General features: G+C 70.2%; 16 protein-coding genes. 10 read left to right on the forward strand and 6 right to left on the reverse strand.

Annotated elements, in window-relative coordinates; all coding sequences use genetic code 11:
* Positions 1-109 precede the first annotated feature (109 nt).
* From ACFYP0_RS01030 to ACFYP0_RS01045, 4 genes are all read right to left on the reverse strand, one after another.
* Positions 110-2,665, reverse strand: coding sequence for an ABC transporter permease (locus ACFYP0_RS01030; RefSeq protein WP_386993859.1), 2,556 nt, complete (start codon positions 2,663-2,665; stop codon positions 110-112).
* Entirely contained in the window at positions 2,665-3,432 is a 768-nt protein-coding gene (locus ACFYP0_RS01035; RefSeq protein ID WP_124855274.1) for an ABC transporter ATP-binding protein, read from the reverse strand. Before ACFYP0_RS01035 ends, ACFYP0_RS01030 begins: the two co-directional genes overlap by 1 nt.
* Positions 3,433-3,787: 355 nt before the next feature.
* The gene (locus ACFYP0_RS01040) at positions 3,788-4,474 is read right to left on the reverse strand and encodes a response regulator (RefSeq protein WP_124855277.1); all 687 of its coding nucleotides are present in this window, start codon (positions 4,472-4,474) and stop codon (positions 3,788-3,790) included.
* 208 nt (positions 4,475-4,682) lie between these two features.
* On the reverse strand, positions 4,683-5,597 hold the full coding sequence (locus ACFYP0_RS01045) for a RecB family exonuclease (RefSeq protein ID WP_124855280.1): 915 nt from the start codon (positions 5,595-5,597) through the stop codon (positions 4,683-4,685).
* A 140-nt stretch (positions 5,598-5,737) separates the two neighbouring features.
* On the opposite strand from ACFYP0_RS01045, the gene ACFYP0_RS01050 reads away from it, so the two are divergent.
* From ACFYP0_RS01050 to ACFYP0_RS01060, 3 genes are read left to right on the forward strand one after another with little or no spacing between them, the layout of a single operon-like run.
* On the forward strand, positions 5,738-6,829 hold the full coding sequence (locus ACFYP0_RS01050) for a site-2 protease family protein (protein WP_386994826.1): 1,092 nt from the start codon (positions 5,738-5,740) through the stop codon (positions 6,827-6,829).
* Positions 6,826-7,827, forward strand: a complete 1,002-nt coding sequence (locus ACFYP0_RS01055) for a tRNA (adenine-N1)-methyltransferase (protein WP_373861552.1) — start codon at positions 6,826-6,828, stop codon at positions 7,825-7,827. Before ACFYP0_RS01050 ends, ACFYP0_RS01055 begins: the two co-directional genes overlap by 4 nt.
* A gap of 46 nt (positions 7,828-7,873) precedes the next feature.
* Positions 7,874-8,446 carry a hypothetical protein gene (locus ACFYP0_RS01060; RefSeq protein WP_091408625.1) on the forward strand — a complete coding sequence of 191 codons (573 nt, stop codon included), beginning with the start codon at positions 7,874-7,876 and terminating at the stop codon, positions 8,444-8,446.
* A 50-nt stretch (positions 8,447-8,496) separates the two neighbouring features.
* On the opposite strand, the gene ACFYP0_RS01065 is transcribed toward ACFYP0_RS01060, so the two are convergent.
* On the reverse strand, positions 8,497-8,790 hold the full coding sequence (locus ACFYP0_RS01065; protein ID WP_091408893.1) for a ferredoxin: 294 nt from the start codon (positions 8,788-8,790) through the stop codon (positions 8,497-8,499).
* A 178-nt stretch (positions 8,791-8,968) separates the two neighbouring features.
* Between ACFYP0_RS01065 and arc the strand changes: the two genes are divergently transcribed.
* Entirely contained in the window at positions 8,969-10,753 is a 1,785-nt protein-coding gene (gene arc / locus ACFYP0_RS01070) for a proteasome ATPase (RefSeq protein WP_124855286.1), read from the forward strand.
* Positions 10,754-10,836: 83 nt separating this feature from the next.
* Here arc and ACFYP0_RS01075 read toward each other — a convergent pair whose 3' ends face one another.
* Positions 10,837-11,199 carry a GtrA family protein gene (locus ACFYP0_RS01075; protein ID WP_158629567.1) on the reverse strand — a complete coding sequence of 121 codons (363 nt, stop codon included), beginning with the start codon at positions 11,197-11,199 and terminating at the stop codon, positions 10,837-10,839.
* 160 nt (positions 11,200-11,359) lie between these two features.
* On the opposite strand from ACFYP0_RS01075, the gene ACFYP0_RS01080 reads away from it, so the two are divergent.
* The 6 genes from ACFYP0_RS01080 (at position 11,360) to dop (ending at position 18,173) form a co-directional block, all read left to right on the forward strand.
* Complete coding sequence (locus ACFYP0_RS01080; RefSeq protein ID WP_124855293.1) at positions 11,360-11,893, forward strand: acyltransferase; 534 nt, start codon at positions 11,360-11,362, stop codon at positions 11,891-11,893.
* A 22-nt stretch (positions 11,894-11,915) separates the two neighbouring features.
* Complete coding sequence (locus ACFYP0_RS01085; RefSeq protein ID WP_124855296.1) at positions 11,916-13,016, forward strand: DegT/DnrJ/EryC1/StrS family aminotransferase; 1,101 nt, start codon at positions 11,916-11,918, stop codon at positions 13,014-13,016.
* Complete coding sequence (locus ACFYP0_RS01090) at positions 13,009-13,956, forward strand: Gfo/Idh/MocA family protein (protein ID WP_124855299.1); 948 nt, start codon at positions 13,009-13,011, stop codon at positions 13,954-13,956. The genes ACFYP0_RS01085 and ACFYP0_RS01090 overlap by 8 nt, the downstream gene beginning before the upstream one ends.
* Before the next feature lie 2 nt (positions 13,957-13,958).
* Positions 13,959-14,891 (forward strand): glycosyltransferase family 2 protein, encoded by a 933-nt coding sequence (locus tag ACFYP0_RS01095; RefSeq protein ID WP_124855302.1) that lies wholly within the window; start codon positions 13,959-13,961, stop codon positions 14,889-14,891.
* Positions 14,892-14,948: 57 nt separating this feature from the next.
* The gene (locus ACFYP0_RS01100; protein WP_356976580.1) at positions 14,949-16,514 is read left to right on the forward strand and encodes a DUF2142 domain-containing protein; all 1,566 of its coding nucleotides are present in this window, start codon (positions 14,949-14,951) and stop codon (positions 16,512-16,514) included.
* 141 nt (positions 16,515-16,655) lie between these two features.
* Entirely contained in the window at positions 16,656-18,173 is a 1,518-nt protein-coding gene (dop, locus tag ACFYP0_RS01105; RefSeq protein WP_091408647.1) for a depupylase/deamidase Dop, read from the forward strand.
* Positions 18,174-18,198: the final 25 nt, after the last annotated feature.

Genomic DNA, 18,198 nt, shown 5'->3' on the forward strand with positions numbered 1-18,198 from the left:
TCCTGCCGGCACACCAGCCGGGCAGTCGCGTACGGGTGGCCGAGGGGGAATGGGACAGGCCGAGGCCCCCGGTCGCGCGGATGGCGACCGGGGGCCTCGGCAGTGCCGATCAGTCGTGGGCGATGGCGCCCAGGACGTTGATCCGGGCCGCCCGGACGGCCGGGAGCACCGCGGCCACCACGCCGATGATGGCGGCGAGACCGAGGAAGACACCCATCTGCCCCCACGGCAGGATCAGGTCGGTGATGCCCTCGTCCTTGAGGGCCTCGACCACCGCGGCGCCGAGGCCGGTGCCCACCACCACGCCGAGCAGCGCGCCGAACACCGAGATCACCACCGCCTCGACGGTGATCATGCCCATGGTCTGGGACCGGCGCAGGCCGATCGCCCGCAGCAGACCCAACTCGCGGGTCCGCTCCAGCACCGACAGGGCCAGGGTGTTGATGATGCCCAGCACGGCGATCACGATGGCCAGCGCGAGCAGGATCTGGATCATCGTGAGCAGCCCGTCGAGCGAACTGGTCTGCTGCTTGATGAACGCGTCGCGGTCGGCCACCGACACCTCGGGGCTGTCCGCGAGCAACGCCTCCACCTGCGGCTGGACGTCGGACACCCGGGTGCCCGGGTCCAGCTGGATGAAGCCCTGGATGGGCTGCGGAATGGCGAAGTCCTTCGCCGCGGTCACCGGCAGCGTCACCGGGTTGGTCAGCTGCGACGACTCGTAGATGCCGCTGATCGTGTAGGTGCGTGCCTCGCCCCGGGTCAGCTGCACATTGACCGTGGAGCCCACCGACCAGCCACGGGACGTGGCCGTGTCCGAGCTGGCGAGCATCTGGGTCGGCCCGAGCCGGTCGATGTCACCGGCGGTGGGCTTCGCGCCGAAGATCTGCCGCAGCGACGCGATGTCACTGCTCGCCGCGACCCAGGTGCCCTCGCCGTCGATACGCGCCATGTCGCCGTACTCGCCGTCGACCAACCGCACACCGGGCAGGGCCTTGGCCTGGTCCAGCACACCCGGGTCGAAGGTCGGCGGACGCGGGCCGCCCTGCTGGCCGGCGATCACCAGCTCGGCCTTGATGGTGTCCTGGGCGAGCGCGCTGATGCTGCCCTTGGCCGAGTCGAGGATCACCGTGACGCCGGTGACCAGCGCGATGCCGACCATCAGCGCGGCGGCCGTGATGGCCGTACGACGGGGGTTGCGCCCCGAGTTGAGCCGGCCCAGCTTGCCCGGCACCGACCAGGAGAAGATCGCCCCGAGCAGGCTCACCACCGGCTTGCTGATCAGCGGGGTCAGCAGCGCCACCCCGATGAAGGCGAACAGCACCCCACCGAGGATGGTCGACAGCGTCTGACCACCGGCGTTGCCGCTGAGCCCGAGGAACAGCAGCACCGCGCCGATACCGGTGACCAGCGACCCGGCCACGGTGATCTTGGTCAACGGTCGGTCCGGGGTGGCCACGTCCTGCATGGCCGCGATCGGCGGGATCCGGGACGCCCGCAGCGCCGGCAGCAGTGCCGCCACCACGGTGATCACCAGACCGACGGCGAACGAACCGATCACCGCAGCCGCCGGCACGCCGATGCCGGCCAGGGTGAGCCCACCGGCGAGCTTGCCGAACAGGAACGCCAGCAACGCGCCCACCCCGATACCGGCGGCAAAGCCGAGCACCGACGCGATCAACCCCACCGCGATGGCCTCCAGCACCACCGAACCGATGATCTGCCGGCCGCTGGCCCCGATGGCGCGCATCAGCGCCAACTCCCGGGTCCGCTGCGCCACGATGATCGAGAAGGTGTTGAGGATCAGGAAGGTGCCCACCAGCAGCGCCACCGCGGCGAAGCCGAGCAGGATCTTGTTGAAGAAGGACAGGCCCTCCTTCAGGCTGGCCGAGGCATCCGCGGCCACCTGCTCGCCGGTCTTCACCTCGAAGTCCGCGCCCAGGGTGCGTGCCACGTCGTCGCGCAGCTTCTCGTCCGAGACCCCGTCGGCGGCCTGAACGGTGATGCTGCTGAACACGTCCGGCTCGCCCAGCATCAGCCGCTGGGCCACCGGCGTGGTGAAGAAGACCTCGTTGACCCCGCCGATCGAGTCCCGGTCACCGCTGTAACCGAAGACGCCGACCAGTGTGAAGTCCCGCTTCTTCGACTCGAACGCGGTCAGCACGCCGACCTTCTGGCCGACCTGCACCTTCGCGGCCGTGGCCAACGCCTTGTTGATGACGATCTCGTCCTCGGCCTGCGGCGCGCGCCCCTCACGCAGCTTCAGCAGCTCGCTCTCGCCGGTCCAGTTCTCGCCCAACTGCGGCGGGCCGAACGAGGTGACGACCTTGCCGTTGCTGCCGATCACCCGGGCGCCGTCGGCGTTGACCACACCGGTCGCCGAGGCCGCCCCCGGCACCTGCTTCACCCGGTCCACCAGGGCGGCCGGCAGCGGGGCGACGGTCTGCTCGCCCTCCATCTCGTTGACCTGCACCTTCGGCTTCGCCGCGACGTTCACGTCGATCTCGGAGAAACCGTCGGCGAACACCGAGTCGAAGGAACGACCCAGCGTGTCGGTGAGCACGAACGCACCGGAGACGAACATCACCCCGAGCACCACCGCCAGGCCGGACAGGATCAGCCGGACCTTGCGGGCCAGCAGACTCTTCAGCGTCGCGCGGAACATCAGTTGCCCACCTCGGCCGCAGTGTCCAGCTTTTTCATGGTGTCCAGCACCGTCTCGGCGGTCGGCTCGATCAGCTCCGAGACGATCTCACCATCGGCGAGGAAGACCACCCGGTCGGCGTACGCGGCGGCCGTCGGGTCGTGGGTGACCATCACGATGGTCTGGCCGTGCTCCCGGACCGAGTCACGCAGGAAGTTGAGCACCTCCGCGCCGGAGCGCGAGTCCAGGTTGCCGGTCGGCTCGTCCGCGAAGATCACCTCGGGGCGGGAGACCAGCGCCCGCGCGCACGCCACCCGCTGCTGCTGCCCACCGGAGAGCTGCGCCGGCCGGTGGTCCAGCCGGTCCTTGAGACCCACCGTCTCGATCACCGTGTCGTACCAGGCCGGGTCCGGCTTGCGCCCGGCGATCGACAGCGGCAGCAGGATGTTCTCCTTGGCCGTCAGCGTCGGCAGCAGGTTGAACTGCTGGAAGATGAAGCCCACCTTGTCGCGGCGCAGCTTCGTCAGCCCCGCGTCGCCCAGCCCCGTGACCGTCGTCTCACCGATCGACACCGTCCCCCGGGTCACCGAGTCCAGGCCGGCCAGGCAATGCATCAACGTCGACTTACCGGAACCCGACGGGCCCATGATCGCGGTGAAGCGGCCACGTTCGAACTCCGCGCTGACCCCCCGCAGCGCGACGACCTGAGCCTCGCCGCTGCCGTACACCTTCCACACGTCGTTCGCCCGGGCCGCGGCCTGCGCCTGCTGGCCTACCGTCGCGGTCACGTCATCTACCTCTTCCGTCTGTCCGAAAATGCACGCCGCCCCCCGATGGTCCGGCGCGACTGTTCAATCATCGGTGCTGCATACGCCCGCCCCGTCCGACCCTGGGGGGACCCGGCGCGGATTTCCCGCTGCGGGTGCACCCCCATGTCGGATCAGGGTTGCCCCTGAGTCGAGGGCCGGTCGACCGCTTTTCCCCTCGGCGGCGGGCGGCCGCACCGACACTTGCACCTGACGCCACAGGAGGGTCAACCGAACCGAGCCATGTCCGGTCACGGTAGGTGACGACGGCAACGACAGCCGTCCCCCCACGGAGGGATCTTCGAGTACGCCGGGTGAGGTACCCGGGCCGGTGGAACTACGCCCGGGGGCGGACCAGACCCGACTCGTACGCCAGCACCACCGCCTGCACCCGGTCGCGCAGCCGCAGCTTGGTCAGCACATGCCCGACGTGCGTCTTGATGGTGGTTTCGCTCACTGACAGGACCGTCGCGATCTCGGCGTTGGACAGCCCTCGGGCGACCTGCACGAGCACCTCGCGCTCCCGGTCGGTGAGCGCGTTGAGCGCCGCCGACGGCGTCGCCGCCGGATCGGGCAGCAGGTCGGCGAAGCGGTCCAACAGTCGCCGCAGGATCCGAGGTGTCACCACCGCGTCCCCGCCGGCGACCGTGCGGATCGCCGCGATCAGATCCTCGGCCGGCACGTCCTTGGCCAGGAACCCGCTGGCGCCGGCCCGCAACGCGCCCACCACGTACTCGTCCAGGTCGAAGGTGGTGAGCACCAGCACCCGTACCGGCAGTCGGGCGTCGACGATGGCCCGGGTCGCCGCCACCCCGTCCATCCGGGGCATCCGGATGTCCATCAGTACGACGTCGGGCAGCAGCCGGCGGGACAACTCCACCGCCTCCACGCCGTCACCGGCCTCCGCCACCACGTCCAGGTCGCTCTCGGCGCCCAGGACCATCCGGAACCCGGTCCGTAGCAGCGGCTGGTCGTCGGCGAGCAGGATCCGCACCGGCCGTGCCGAGGGCGCCTGATGGCTCATCTTTTCTCCCGTCCCGCCGACGTCGTGGGGCGCACCGGTCATCCTCGCGTACCCGAGCCGGTGCGTCGCGGATCACCGTAGAGGCCTGCCGGTCGCCCTGTCCCGACCGAGGCGGCACCGCTGCGGTCGGGTTTCGGCGTCGGCGTGCGGCAGGCGGTCCCGGCGGCCTGAATCGCCGCGCCGGGCGTAGACGTCGCTCAGGAGGCCGTCACTCGTCGGCACCCGGCGCCACCGGAGTGGCCCGGGAGTCACGCAGTGGGTCGGTGCTCGCCGCGGCGACCGGGAACGGCGGTGGGGTGCCGCCGAAGCTGGGACAGAGCGCCTGGTGGCTGCACCAGTCGCAGAGCCGGCTCGGCCGGGGCCGGAAATCCTGACGGGCGGTGGCCTGCTCGATTGCCCGCCACAGCGCCACCACGGTGCGCTCGAAGCGGACCAGCTCGTCGGCGTCCGGGGTGTAGTCCAACACCTCGGCGTCACGCAGGTAGAGCAGCCGCAGCACCCGGGGCACCACCCCCCGGGTGCGCCACAGCACCAGGGCGTAGAACTTCAGCTGGAACAGCGCCCGGGCCTCGAACGCCTCCCGCGGGGCACCGCCGGTCTTGTAGTCGACCACCCGCAGCGCGCCGTCCGGAGCGACGTCGAGCCGGTCGAGGTAGCCCCGGATCAGCAGCTCCTCGTCGACGACCGCGGAGATCAGGCTCTCGCGTTCGGCCGGCTCCAGCCGGGTCGGATCCTCCACCGCGAAGTAACCCTGCAACAGCCCGGCGGCGGAGCGGAGGAACTCCACCGGCCCGGCCGGCTCCGCGCCGTCGAAGATCCCGGCCAGTTCGGGTTGCTCGGTGACCAGCCGGTCCCACTGGGGGGCGACCAGGTCGCCGGCCGCCTCCGGCGTGCGGCCGGTGGCCGGCAGGTCGAACAGGCGCTCCAGCACCGCGTGCACCAACGTGCCCCGGGCCTGCTCGATGGTGGTGCGCTCGGGCAGCCGGTCGATGCTGCGGAACCGGTAGAGCAGCGGGCAGGTCTTGAAATCCGCCGCCCGCGACGGGGACAGCGAGGCCCGCACCGTCGGCGGCGCCTGCGCCGCGGGGGAGGGCTGGGAGGTGGTGACCGATTCCGCCGTCATGTCGGCAAAGGTTAGGGCACCGGTGTGACACCGCCCGCCGCCCGCCCCACACAGCGACGGTCCGTAGCATCGTGGCGATGGAGCAGACAACCAGGCCGCCGCGCCGACCGGACCGACGCCTCGGCCTGAACGTCGGCAAGGTGTTCGGGGTGCCGCTGTACCTCAACGGCTCCATGGTCCTGCTCGCGGTGCTCATCGCGGTGCTGTACGGCGAGTTCGCCCGCCGACAACTGGACCTGCCGCAGCTCAGCGGCTACCTGATCGGGTTCGGGTTCGTCGTGTCGCTGCTCGGCTCGGTGCTGCTGCACGAGCTGGGCCACGCCCTCACCGCCCGGCGGTACGGCATCGGTGTGCGCGGGATCACCCTGGAGCTGCTCGGCGGTTACACGGAGATGGACCGGGACGCCCCGTCGCCCCGCGTCGACCTGCTGGTCTCGCTGGCCGGCCCGGCGGTCTCCGCGGTGCTCGGCGTCCTGGCGGTCGCCGCCACGCTCGCCCTGCCCGAGGGGACCGTGGCGCACCAGCTCGCCTTCCAGCTCGCGGTCAGCAACGTCATCGTGGCGCTGTTCAACAGCCTGCCCGGGCTGCCGCTCGACGGCGGCCGGGCGCTGCGCGCCGCCGTGTGGGGGCTGACCCGCGACCGCCACCTCGGCACCGAGGTCGCCGGGTGGGCCGGCCGGGTCGTCGCCGTCGGCACCGCGGCCCTGGTCCTGGTGCTCACCGTCGAGCGGCGGCTGGCGCCGCTGGCGCTGCCGCTGATGCTGCTGGTCGCCGTCACCCTCTGGCGTGGCGCCGGCCAGTCGATCCGGGCCGCCCGGGTCAGCCGCCGGTTCCCGCTGATCGACCTCGCCCGGCTCGCCCGTCCGGTCTGGTCGGTGGCCACCGGCACGCCACTGGCCGAGGCCCAGCGCCGACGCGCCGAGAGTGGGCAGCCCGACGCCGCGCTGCTGGTCACCGACTCCACCGGTCGACCGGTGGCGCTGGTCGACCCGGCCGCCGCCGACGCGGTGCCGGTCGAGCGCCGACCGTGGCTGGCGGTCGACGCCGTCGCCCGGTCGCTGGGCACCCTTCCCACGTTGTCGGTCGGCTGGGACGGCGAGCGGGTGATGGAGGCCGTACAGACCTACCCGGGCGCACAGTACGTGGTGACGTCAGGCGAAGATGTCGTCGGCATTCTGCACATCGCGGACCTGGCACAGCTCCTCGAACCCAACCGGAAGATGACACCGTGACCGCAACTCCCTCCACCGTCGCCGCCGACCCCGCCAACCCGGCGCTGACACCCGTGCACCGCGGGCCGTTCCGGCCCGGCGACCGGGTCCAGCTGACCGACCCCAAGGGGCGGATGCACACCGTGACGCTGGAGCCCGGCAAGGAGTTCCACACCCACCGCGGCATCCTGGCGCACGACGCGCTGATCGGGCTCCCCGACGGCAGCGTGGTGACCACCGCCGGCGGCGGCACCGCGTTCCTGGCCCTGCGGCCGCTCCTGTCGGACTACGTGTTGTCCATGCCGCGCGGCGCTCAGGTGATCTACCCCAAGGACTCCGCGCAGATCGTGGCGATGGGCGACATCTTCCCCGGCGCGAAGGTCCTCGAGGCCGGCGCCGGCTCCGGCGCGCTGAGCTGCTCCCTGCTGCGCGCCGTCGGCACCGAGGGCGAGCTGCACTCGTTCGAACTGCGCGACGACTTCGCCCAGATCGCCAAGCGCAACGTCGAGGCGTTCTTCAACGGGCCGCACCCCTCGTGGAACCTGCACGTCGGCGATGTCGCGCAGTGCCGGGAGACCGGCTTCGACCGGATCATCCTGGACATGCTGACCCCCTGGGAGACCCTCGACATGGTCGAGCGGGCGCTGGTGCCCGGTGGGGTGTTCATCGGCTACGTCGCCACCACACCGCAGCTCTCCGAGCTGGTGGAGGCGCTGCGCGAGCGCGGCGGCTGGACCGAGCCACGGGCCTGGGAGTCCCTGGTGCGCGACTGGCACGCCGAGGGCCTCGCCGTCCGTCCGGACCACCGGATGATCGCGCACACCGCCTTCCTGGTGTCCGCGCGCAAGCTGGCCCCGGGGGTCACCGCGCCGCCGCGCCGGCGCAAGCCCAGCAAGGGCACCGAGGCGTACGCGCAGCGCCGCCAGGACCTGCGCGAGGCGGAGGCGGCCCGACAGGCCGCCGCCGCGCAGGCCGCAGGCGCGCAGTCCAACGGTGCGGGGGAGATGGACAGGCCGTGACCATCGAGCTGGGTGTCGGCAGCGCCGAGCAGGGGGAGACGCTGGCATGAGCCGACCGGGCTACGGCGGTGGAGACCTCCCCGCGGTCTTTCCCGACTGGTCGCCCTATCAGGACCTGGAGTCGGCGGCGCGGGCCTACCTGCGCGACCCGGACGTCGCCCTGGAGGCGCTCGGCGGCGTGCTGCGCGGCGCGTCGGTGCTCGGCTTCACCCTGGAACGCTTCGTCAACGAGGTCAACGGGGTGTGGCAGGAGGTCGTGGTCTGCGACGGCAGCCGGCTCATTCTCTGGCACGGCGAGGACGTACCGCCGGAGGAGGGCCCGCCGGGCTCGATGACCTCGTCGCTGCGGGTGGTGCCGGTCTCCACCGTCACCGAGGTGGGCTGCCGGCGGCGGCTCAACCGTGCCGAGAGCGGCGAGATCCGGGTCGACAGCATCGACGTCTACCTGCTGCTCACCTCGTTGGACGAGGCGCCGCCGAGCGAGGAGATGGCCGGCACGCCCCGGCACGACGCGTTGCGCTTCGGCAAGACCCTCGACGACGGCGGGGCCGGGCAGATCGCCCGGTTGGAGGAGTTCGCGCGGTTGGTCGCCTCGGTGGTCGGCCGTCCGATGCTCTGAGGCGTACCCCGTTCTGGACCCGGCCGGGCCTTCACGGCCCGGCCGGTGGGTCAGTCTTCCTCGGCGTCCGGGCCGGCGACCTCGACGCCGTCGCCGCGCACCACGTGGATGCAGTCGCCCGGGCACTCCTTCGCGGAGTCGATCACCTCGAGTCGCAGGTGCGCGGGGACGTCGACCCGGCTGCCCGGTGCCATCCGCAGCTCACCGTCGACGCCCTTGACGTAGGCCAGACCGTCGATGTCGAACTCGAACACCTCCGGCGCGTACTGCACGCAGAGCCCGTCGCCCGTGCAGAGGTCCTGGTCGACCCAGACCTGCAATTCGTCGGTCGCGACCTCGGCCACCTGTGCACCCCCCATGTTCTCCCGTGCCACGCTCCGACGGTACCTGAACGCCGGTAACGGCCCGTCAGGCCACCCTTGGCGATCAAGGTTCGGTGACGAGGGTGTTGCGTGGGACCGAATCGGCCTCATAGCGGCTAGTGTTAGGGCAGAACGTTCAAGCCCCCCGGGGAGGTGGGACGTGGCAGCACGTAGCGACGACGCGGACTCGCGCGCCGCACGGTGGGAGAAGGAAGCCCACGATCTCTCCACGCAGGTCGCGTTCCTGCAAGAGGAACTCGCCCTGGTGCGGCGCAAGTTGACCGAAAGCCCCCGACACGTCCGGCAGCTCGAAGAGCGGCTGGCGGCCACCCAGGCACAGTTGGCGCGGCTGACAGAGAACAACGACCGGCTGGTGAGCACCCTCAAGGAAGCTCGCACGCAGATCGTGACGCTCAAGGAGGAGATCGACCGGCTCGCGCAACCGCCGAGCGGTTACGGAGTCTTCCTGGCCAAGCACGAGGACGGCACGGTGGACGTCTTCACCGGTGGCCGCAAACTGCGGGTCGCGGTGTCGCCCTCGCTCGACGTGGGTGACCTGCGGCGCGGCCAGGAGGTCCTGCTCAACGACGCGCTCAACATCGTCGACGCGTTCGGTTACGAGCGGGTTGGCGAAGTGGTGATGCTCAAGGAGATCCTGGAGGGACCGAACGGCGGGCCGGGTGACCGGGCGCTGGTGGTCTCCCACTCCGACGAGGAGCGCATCGTGCACCTCGCCGAGACGCTCATCGGCTCGGCGATCCGGGCCGGCGACTCGCTCATGATCGAGCCCCGCTCGGCGTACGCGTACGAGCGGATCCCGAAGAGCGAGGTCGAGGAGCTGGTCCTGGAGGAGGTGCCCGACGTCGGCTACGGCGACATCGGTGGCCTCCAGTCGCAGATCGAGCAGATCCGCGACGCGGTGGAGTTGCCGTTCCTGCACGCGGACCTGTTCCGTGAGCACCAGCTCCGCCCACCCAAGGGCATCCTGCTCTACGGCCCACCCGGCTGTGGCAAGACGCTCATCGCCAAGGCGGTGGCCAACTCGCTGGCCAAGAAGATCGCCGAGCGGCAGGGCAAGGAGAAGCACACCAGCTTCTTCCTCAACATCAAGGGCCCGGAGCTGCTCAACAAGTACGTCGGTGAGACCGAGCGGCACATCCGGCTGATCTTCCAGCGCGCCCGGGAGAAGGCCGGCGAGGGCACGCCGGTGATCGTGTTCTTCGACGAGATGGACTCGATCTTCCGGACCCGCGGCTCCGGTGTCTCCTCCGACGTGGAGAACACCATCGTTCCGCAGCTGCTCAGCGAGATCGACGGCGTGGAAGGGCTGGAGAACGTCATCGTCATCGGCGCCTCCAACCGGGAAGACATGATCGACCCGGCGATCCTGCGCCCCGGTCGCCTCGATGTGAAGATCAAGATCGAGCGACCGGACGCCGAGGCGGCCAAGGACATCTTCTCCAAGTACATCCTCTCCGGGCTGCCCCTGCACCCGGACGACCTGGCCGAACACGGCACCGACCCCCAGGCCACTGTCGCGGCGATGATCGACGCCGTGGTGCTGCGGATGTACTCGGAAACCGAAGAGAATCGATTCCTTGAGGTCACCTACGCCAACGGTGACAAGGAAGTCCTCTACTTCAAGGACTTCAACTCCGGCGCGATGATCCAGAACATCGTCGACCGCAGCAAGAAGATGGCCATCAAGGAGTTCCTCACCTCGGGTCGCAAGGGGCTGCGCCTGCAGCACCTGCTCGACGCCTGCGTCGACGAGTTCCGCGAGAACGAGGACCTCCCCAACACCACCAACCCCGACGACTGGGCGCGCATCTCCGGCAAGAAGGGTGAGCGGATCGTCTACATCCGCACGCTCGTCTCCGGCGGCAAGGGCGCCGAGGCCGGCCGGTCCATCGAGACCGCGAGCAACACCGGTCAGTACCTGTAGAGCCGACGTTCAATCGGGGCGACGCGTTTCGACGCGTCGCCCCGTTTGACGTTCCGCCGGAGTTCGGCGGGCTGTTCTGCGGGTCAGCTCGGAGCGTCGGTGAAGATCCACTTGCGGGAGACGAAGAGATTCAGCACCGCCAGGCCCCCGGTGGTGAGCACCTTCGCGACCAGGTACGGAAGGCCGGCCCAGGTCAACCCCTGCACGAGGGCGACCGTGAGAGCCAGGTTGACGATCACCAGCAGCAGATACCGCCAGGCCTGACCGCCGACGTCGCCGGTCGAGCCGAATGACCATGCGCGGTTGAGCCCGAAGTTGACCACGAACGCCACGGCGAAGGCGAGGACCGTGGCGAACGGCAGCCACACCCCCAGCACACCGTGGAACAGGTAGAGCGCGCTGGTGTCGGTGATCGCGCTGAGACCTCCGACGATGAGAAACCGCACCTCGCTGCGCCGCGTCAAGCCTGCGAACGTCGCCGAGGCCGCCGCCTTCATCGCTGAACCTTGGATGCGGACCCGCCATGTGTCGTCACGGTGGAGCACGCTATCGTCTCCCCGTCCCGCGATCGCCCCGAGACCCCCCGAAGGTGTGCAAGTGACCGACATGCCGAGCGTCTCCGTCCACCCGACAGCCGAGGTGGAAGCCGGGGCCGAGATCGGAGCCGGGACTCGGATCTGGCACCTGACGCATGTCCGGTCGACCGCCCGCATCGGCGCCGACTGCACGCTCGGCCGCAATGTGTTCGTCGATGCCGGGGTCACCATCGGCGACCGCGTCAAGGTGCAGAACAACGTCTCGGTCTACCACGGCGTCACGCTCGAGGACGAGGTGTTCGTCGGCCCGAGCGCGGTCTTCACCAACGACCTCAACCCGCGCGCCCAGAACCCGGACTGGAAGGTCACGCCGACCTTGGTCCGCACGGGCGCCTCGATCGGCGCCAACGCCACGATCGTCTGCGGCACCGAGATCGGGGAGTTCGCCCTCGTGGCCGCCGGCGCGGTCGTCACGCGGGATGTGCAGCCGTACCAACTCGTGGCCGGCAACCCGGCCCGGCATCTCGGCTGGGTCAACCGCAACGGCGAGGTGGTCGCCCGCGGCGACGAGCAGTTGCCCACCGGCGGACTCGAAGGCCGCTGAACCTCACAGGAGACAACCCCTCATGTCTATTCCCATCACTTCGGTGGTCATCGGCCCCGAGGAAGAGGCCGCGGTCCTGTCGGTTCTGCGATCCGGCAGGCTGGCCCAGGGACCGATGGTCGCCGAACTGGAGCGGTCGTTCGCGGAGCTCTGCGGTGTCCCCCACGCCGTGGCCGTCAGCAACGGCACCGTCGCCCTGGTGGCCGCTCTCGAAGCGCTCGGTCTGCAGCCCGGCGACGAGGTGATCACCACTCCCTTCAGCTTCGCGGCGACCCTGAACGCGATTCTCGAGTCCGGAGCGACGGTCCGCTTCGCCGACATCCGTGACGATTTCACCATCGACCCGGACTCGGTCCAGGCGCTGGTCAACGCACGGACCAAGGCCATCCTCCCGGTGCACCTCTACGGCCTGCCCGCCGACATGACGGCCCTCACCGCGATCGCCGAGACCGCCGGGCTCGCGATCGTCGAGGACGCCGCCCAGGCGCACGGCGCGCGCGTTGGTGACCGGGCGGTCGGCTCGTTCGGGGTCGGCTGCTTCTCCATGTACGCCACGAAGAACCTGCAGTGCGGCGAAGGCGGTCTGATCACCACCTCCGACGACGCCATCGCGGACCGGCTCCGGCTGCTGCGCAACCAGGGCATGCGGGTGCGGTACCAGTACGAGGCGCCGGGCCACAACTGGCGACTGACCGACCTGCAGGCGGCCATCGCCGTGCCGCAGGTCGGCCGGCTGGCCGAGACCACGGCTCGCCGGGTCTCGAACGCCGCGCGGCTGACCGCCGGCCTCGCCGACCTGCCCGGGCTGACCACCCCGTCGGTGCCGGCTGGACGAAGCCACGTCTGGCACCAGTACACCGTGCGTATCGGCGCCGACGCGCCACTGAGCCGCGACGACCTCGGCAAGCGGCTTGATGAGCGGCAGATCGGCTACGGTCTGTACTACCCCCGCCTCATGCACCACTACGACTGCTACGTGGGTCACCCCCAGATCGGCACGGATGAGACTCCTCGTGCCCTTCGCGCCGCCGAAGAGGCACTTTCCCTTCCTGTTCACCAACACCTCGCCGACGACGACGTCGACCAGGTGATCGAGGCCGTACGAGGTGCGTTCAATGCCTAATTTGGCGATCATCGGCGCGGGCATCATGGGCGCGAACCACGGTCGAGTGGCCCGCGCCACGCCGGACGTCACCGTCACCTCCGTCTGCGACCCCGACCCCCAGCGGGCCGCCACCCTGGCCAAGGCCATCGGCGCGGATTACACGACCGACATTGACGAGGCGCTGGCCGGCGTGGACGCGGTCATCCTGGCGACCCCGAGCGAGACGCACGGCGAGTTGGGCTCGCGCATCCTGCGCAGCGGCCGGGACCTTCTCGTCGAGAAGCCGATCGCGACCTCCGTCGCCGACGCGCGGCACCTCATCGACCTCGCGGAGAAGCACGAACGCGTGTTGATGGTCGGTCACGTCGAGCGCTTCAACCCGGCGGTCACGGAGCTCCTCCAACTGGTGGACGACCCGCTGTCGTTGGAGATCACCCGGGTCGGCCCGTTCTCCAACCGTGCCCTCGCCGACGTCCTGCTGGACCTGATGATCCACGACGTGGACCTGGCACGGACGGTGGCCGGCTCGGAGATCGTCGCCCACCGCGCGGCGACCCGGATCGTCCGGTCCGCTGAGCAGGACCTGGCCTTCGCCCTGCTCATGTTCGAGAACGGCTTGATCGCCAACATCACGGCGAGCCGAGTCAGCCAGAATAAGATCCGCCGCGTCACCCTCACCCAGCGCAACGACTGCGTCATCGCCGACCTGCTGCGCCAGCAGGTCGAGGTGCACCGGATCGAGCACTCCGAGTTCCTCTCCGAGGGCGGCGTGCGCTACCGGCAGAGTGGGCGGGTCGAGATCCCCTTCCTCTCCCAGCACGGCGAGCCGCTGATGCACGAGCTGCGGCACTTCGCCGACTGCGTCGTCAACCGTCGCCGGCCGGTGGTCAGCGGCGAGGACGGCCTGGCCGCGCTCGAGGTGTGCCTCCAGATCCGCGACACCGCCCTGGTCGGCTGAGCATGTACAAGGGTCAGAAGGTCGCCGCTGTCGTCCCGGCCTACAACGAGAGCCGGCTGATCGGCAAGACGATCACCACGATGCCCGACTTCGTGGACTTCATCGTGGTGATCAACGACTGCTCCACCGACGACACCTCCGAGCGGGCTCGCGCGGTGGGTGACCCGCGGGTCGTCGTCATCGACCACGAGAAGAACACCGGCGTCGGTGGTTCGATCATGGACGGGCACGAGCGGGCCCTCGCTTTGGGCGCCGACATCAACGTCGTGATGGCCGGTGACGCCCAGATGGATCCGGCCTACCTGCCGGCGCTGCTCGACCCGATCTGCGACGACGGCTACGAGTTCACCAAGGCGAACCGCTTCTTCTCCCGTACGTCGTTCGCCGACATGCCGGCCGTACGGATGCTGGGGAGCGTCGCCCTGTCGTTCGCGACCAAGGTCGCCAGCGGCTACTGGAACCTCTTCGACCCGCAGAACGGTTACACCGCGGTGTCCCGGTCGGCCCTCCTGCGGCTCAACGTCGCCGCCGTGGCACGCGGCTACGAGTTCGAGAACGACCTCCTGATCTGGCTCAACATCGCCAACGCCCGAGCCAAGGACGTACCGATCCCCGCCAGCTACGGCGAGGAGGTGTCGACGATGCGCATCCACCGGGTGGCCCCCCGCATCGCCAGCCTCCTGTTCCGCGGCTTCTGGCGGCGGATGCTGCTCAAGCACGTGCTCGCCTCGTTCTCCGCCGTCGCGCTGCTGTTCTTCACCGGCCTGTTCCTCATCCTGTTTGGCTCCGGCTGGGGGATCTGGGTGCTGGCGGAAACCCTCGGCCCACCGGCCGCCACCACCGGTAGCGTCCTGCTCTGCGTCGGGCCGCTGCTGACCGGAATCCACATGCTGATCTCCGCGCTCACCCTGGACATCCAGTCGACGCCGGACTGACCGGTACCGCGCCCTGATCCGTTCCGTGCCCCCTGAAAGGCAGCGCAGAGAACCGCGATGACCGAACAACCTGCGGCCGGCGACGGCGACGGCGACGGCGCCGTCGCCGGCGCTCGCCGGATCTGGATCCTGGCGTTCGTCGGCTTCCTGCTGACCATCGGGGCCTGGTCGGTCGCCGCCCCCTACGACGGCACGCCGGACGAGCGGGAGCACATGATCCGCGCCGCCGGTGTGGCGGCGGGGGAGATCGCTCCGCCGCCGGCAGCCGCGAAGAAGGGCTCGGGAGCCTTTCAGGACGTGCCCGCCGGCCTGGTCAGAGAGCAGTGCTGGCAGTTCAAGCCGACCGTCTCCGCCGCCTGCGCGGTCCCACCGGGCAGCGACAACACCCCCGTGCGTGCCGGCACCGGCGCCGGTCGCTACCACCCCGTCTACTACGCCCTGGTGGGCTGGCCGCTCGACATCTGGCCGGGCTGGTCCGGGGTGCTGCTCGCCCGGTTCATCAGCGCTGGCATCGCCGCGGCGCTGTTGGCCAGCGCATTCGTCGTGGCGGTGAACTGGTCCCGGCGTCGTCTGATGATCGCCGGGCTGCTGGTCGCGGTCACCCCGATGGCCGCCCAGATGGCCAGCGCCGTCAACCCCAACGGCGTGGAGATCGCCGCCGGCGTGGCGTTCTTCGCCGCGACCATCCCCCTGTTCCTGGACCGCCGGCCGAAGCCGCACCACGGGCTCCTCATCCTGGCCGGCATCAGCGGCCTGCTGCTGGCGATGCTGCGGCAGACCGGGCCGCTCTGGCTGGCCGCCGCGTTCGTCGCCTTCGCCTTCCCGTGGCGGCAGAGCAACGTCGGCCGGCTGGTGCGCGAGAAGGCCGTGTGGTGGTGGGTCGGCGGCATCGCCGTCGCGGCCCTCACCGCCGTCGGCTGGGGCGTCGTGATGAAGTCCTCCGACCTCGGCAAGTACGGCGGCCACGTGTACACCTACGGCCAGGCCGCCTTCGCCGAGGCCGACCGGTGGCGCAGCTACCTCGACCAGATGGTCGGAGTGACGTCATGGCTGGATACCCGGATGCCCGCGCCGATCTACCTGACCTGGCAGTTCGTCGCCGCGACGCTGTTGATCGGGGCGTTCGTCTTCGGCCGGTTGGTCGACCGTGGGCGGCTGCTCGTCCTGATCGTCGCCGGCACCGTCGTGCCGTCCGTGATGCAGGTGGCCCTGGTCAAGCAGACCGGGTTCGTCACCCAGGGCCGCTACATGCTGCCGATGCTCGCCGGGGTGATGCTGTTCGCCGCGTACGTCTGGGAGGAGCGCGGGCTCGACGCGGCCCGCAGCCGCACCCTGGTCCGGCTCAGCGTCATCCTGCTCCTGCCGATCCAACTCTTCACGCTGATCTTGACGATGGTGCGGTGGCAGGACGGGCTGCCCAAGTACCTGACCTTCCGCACCATCAACCCGTTCGCCGGCGACTGGCACCCGCCACTCGGCTCGATCACGCCCCTGCTGGCGAGCGTGCTCGGTCTGACCCTGCTCGGCGTCCTCGCCTGGCGGGTGTCGATGCGCCCACTGAGCGAGCCCGACGAGCCGACGCCCGCGATCGCCGGGGAGACACCGGCGGCGGACCTGCGCTGATCGGCCGACCGGCCGACCACGTCCGGTGCGGGCGTTGCTGTGGGATTCCGACTAGTCTGGAGTGCAGGGCCGATCGAGCGGTAACGCGCCGGCCGGCGGTGGGCTGGACCGGTACGTCAGCGAGCTGAAGCGGGGCGCGGCATGAGCGTACGGCGAATCATGGGCACCGAGGTCGAGTACGGCATCTCCGTGCCCGGGCAGGCCGGAGCCAACCCGATGGTCACCTCCTCGCAGGTGGTGAACGCCTACGGAGCACGTCCGGAACTCAACCGGGGCGGCCGGGCCCGGTGGGACTACGAGGAAGAGTCGCCGCTGCGCGACGCCCGTGGCTTCACCTACTCCGGTGCCGCGTACGACCCCGCCGAGGCTCTCGCGGACGAAGACCTCGGCCTGGCCAACGTGATACTCACCAACGGCGCACGCCTCTACGTCGACCACGCCCACCCCGAATACTCCACCCCGGAGGTCACCACCCCCCGGGACATCGTGCGCTGGGACAAGGCCGGCGAGCGGGTGATGGCCGAGGCGTCGCGCCGGGCCGCCACCATCCCGGGCACCCAGCCGATCCACCTCTACAAGAACAACACCGACAACAAGGGTGCCAGCTACGGCGCCCACGAAAACTACCTGATGCGCCGCCAGACGCCGTTCGCCGACATCGTGGCGTACCTGACGCCGTTCTTTGTCACCCGGCAGATCGTCTGCGGCGCCGGCCGGGTCGGCATCGGCCAGGACGGCGGCCAGAGCGGCTTCCAGATCTCCCAACGCGCCGACTTCTTCGAGGTCGAGGTGGGCCTGGAGACCACCCTCAAGCGCCCGATCATCAACACCCGCGACGAGCCGCACGCCGACGCCGACAAATACCGCCGGCTGCACGTCATCATCGGCGACGCCAACCTTTCCGAGATCTCCACCTACCTCAAGGTCGGCACCACCGCCCTGATCCTCACCATGATCGAGGAGAAGGCGCTCGGCGCCGACCTCGGCATCGCCGACCCGGTCAGCGAGCTACGCGCGGTCAGCCACGACCCCTCCCTGACGCACCGGATGCGACTGCGCGACGGCCGCAAACTCACCGCTCTGGACCTGCAGTGGGCCTACCTGGAGCGGGTCCGGTCCTTTGTCGACGACCGGTACGGCACCGACGCCGACGAGCAGACCATCGACGTGCTCGACCGCTGGGAGAGCGTCCTGGACCGGCTGGGCCGGGATCCGATGCTCTGCGCCGACGAGTTGGACTGGGTGGCCAAGCTGCGGCTGCTGGAGGGCTACCGGGAGCGGGAGAAGCTCGGTTGGGGCTCGCACAAGCTCCAGCTTGTCGACCTTCAGTATTCCGACGTCCGGCCGGAAAAGGGCCTCTACCACCGCCTGGTCAGCCGGGGGGCGATGAAGACACTGCTCACCGACGACGAGACGCGCAGCGCGATGACCGAGCCGCCGGAGGACACCCGGGCCTACTTCCGCGGTCGCTGCCTCGCCCAGTACGCCTCCGAGGTGGTCGCCGCGAGCTGGGATTCGGTGATCTTCGACGTGGGCCGTGAGTCGCTGGTCCGGGTCCCGATGATGGAGCCGGAGCGGGGCACCCGCGCGCACGTCGGGGCGCTTTTCGACCGCTGTGCCAGCGCCAAGGACCTGCTGGAGACCTTGACCGGAGGCTGACGTCCGGGTGCCTCCTCCGGGGATC

Origin of the sequence: Micromonospora arida (assembly GCF_042873195.1) — a bacterium.
In the GTDB taxonomy this organism is placed as follows: domain Bacteria; phylum Actinomycetota; class Actinomycetes; order Mycobacteriales; family Micromonosporaceae; genus Micromonospora; species Micromonospora arida.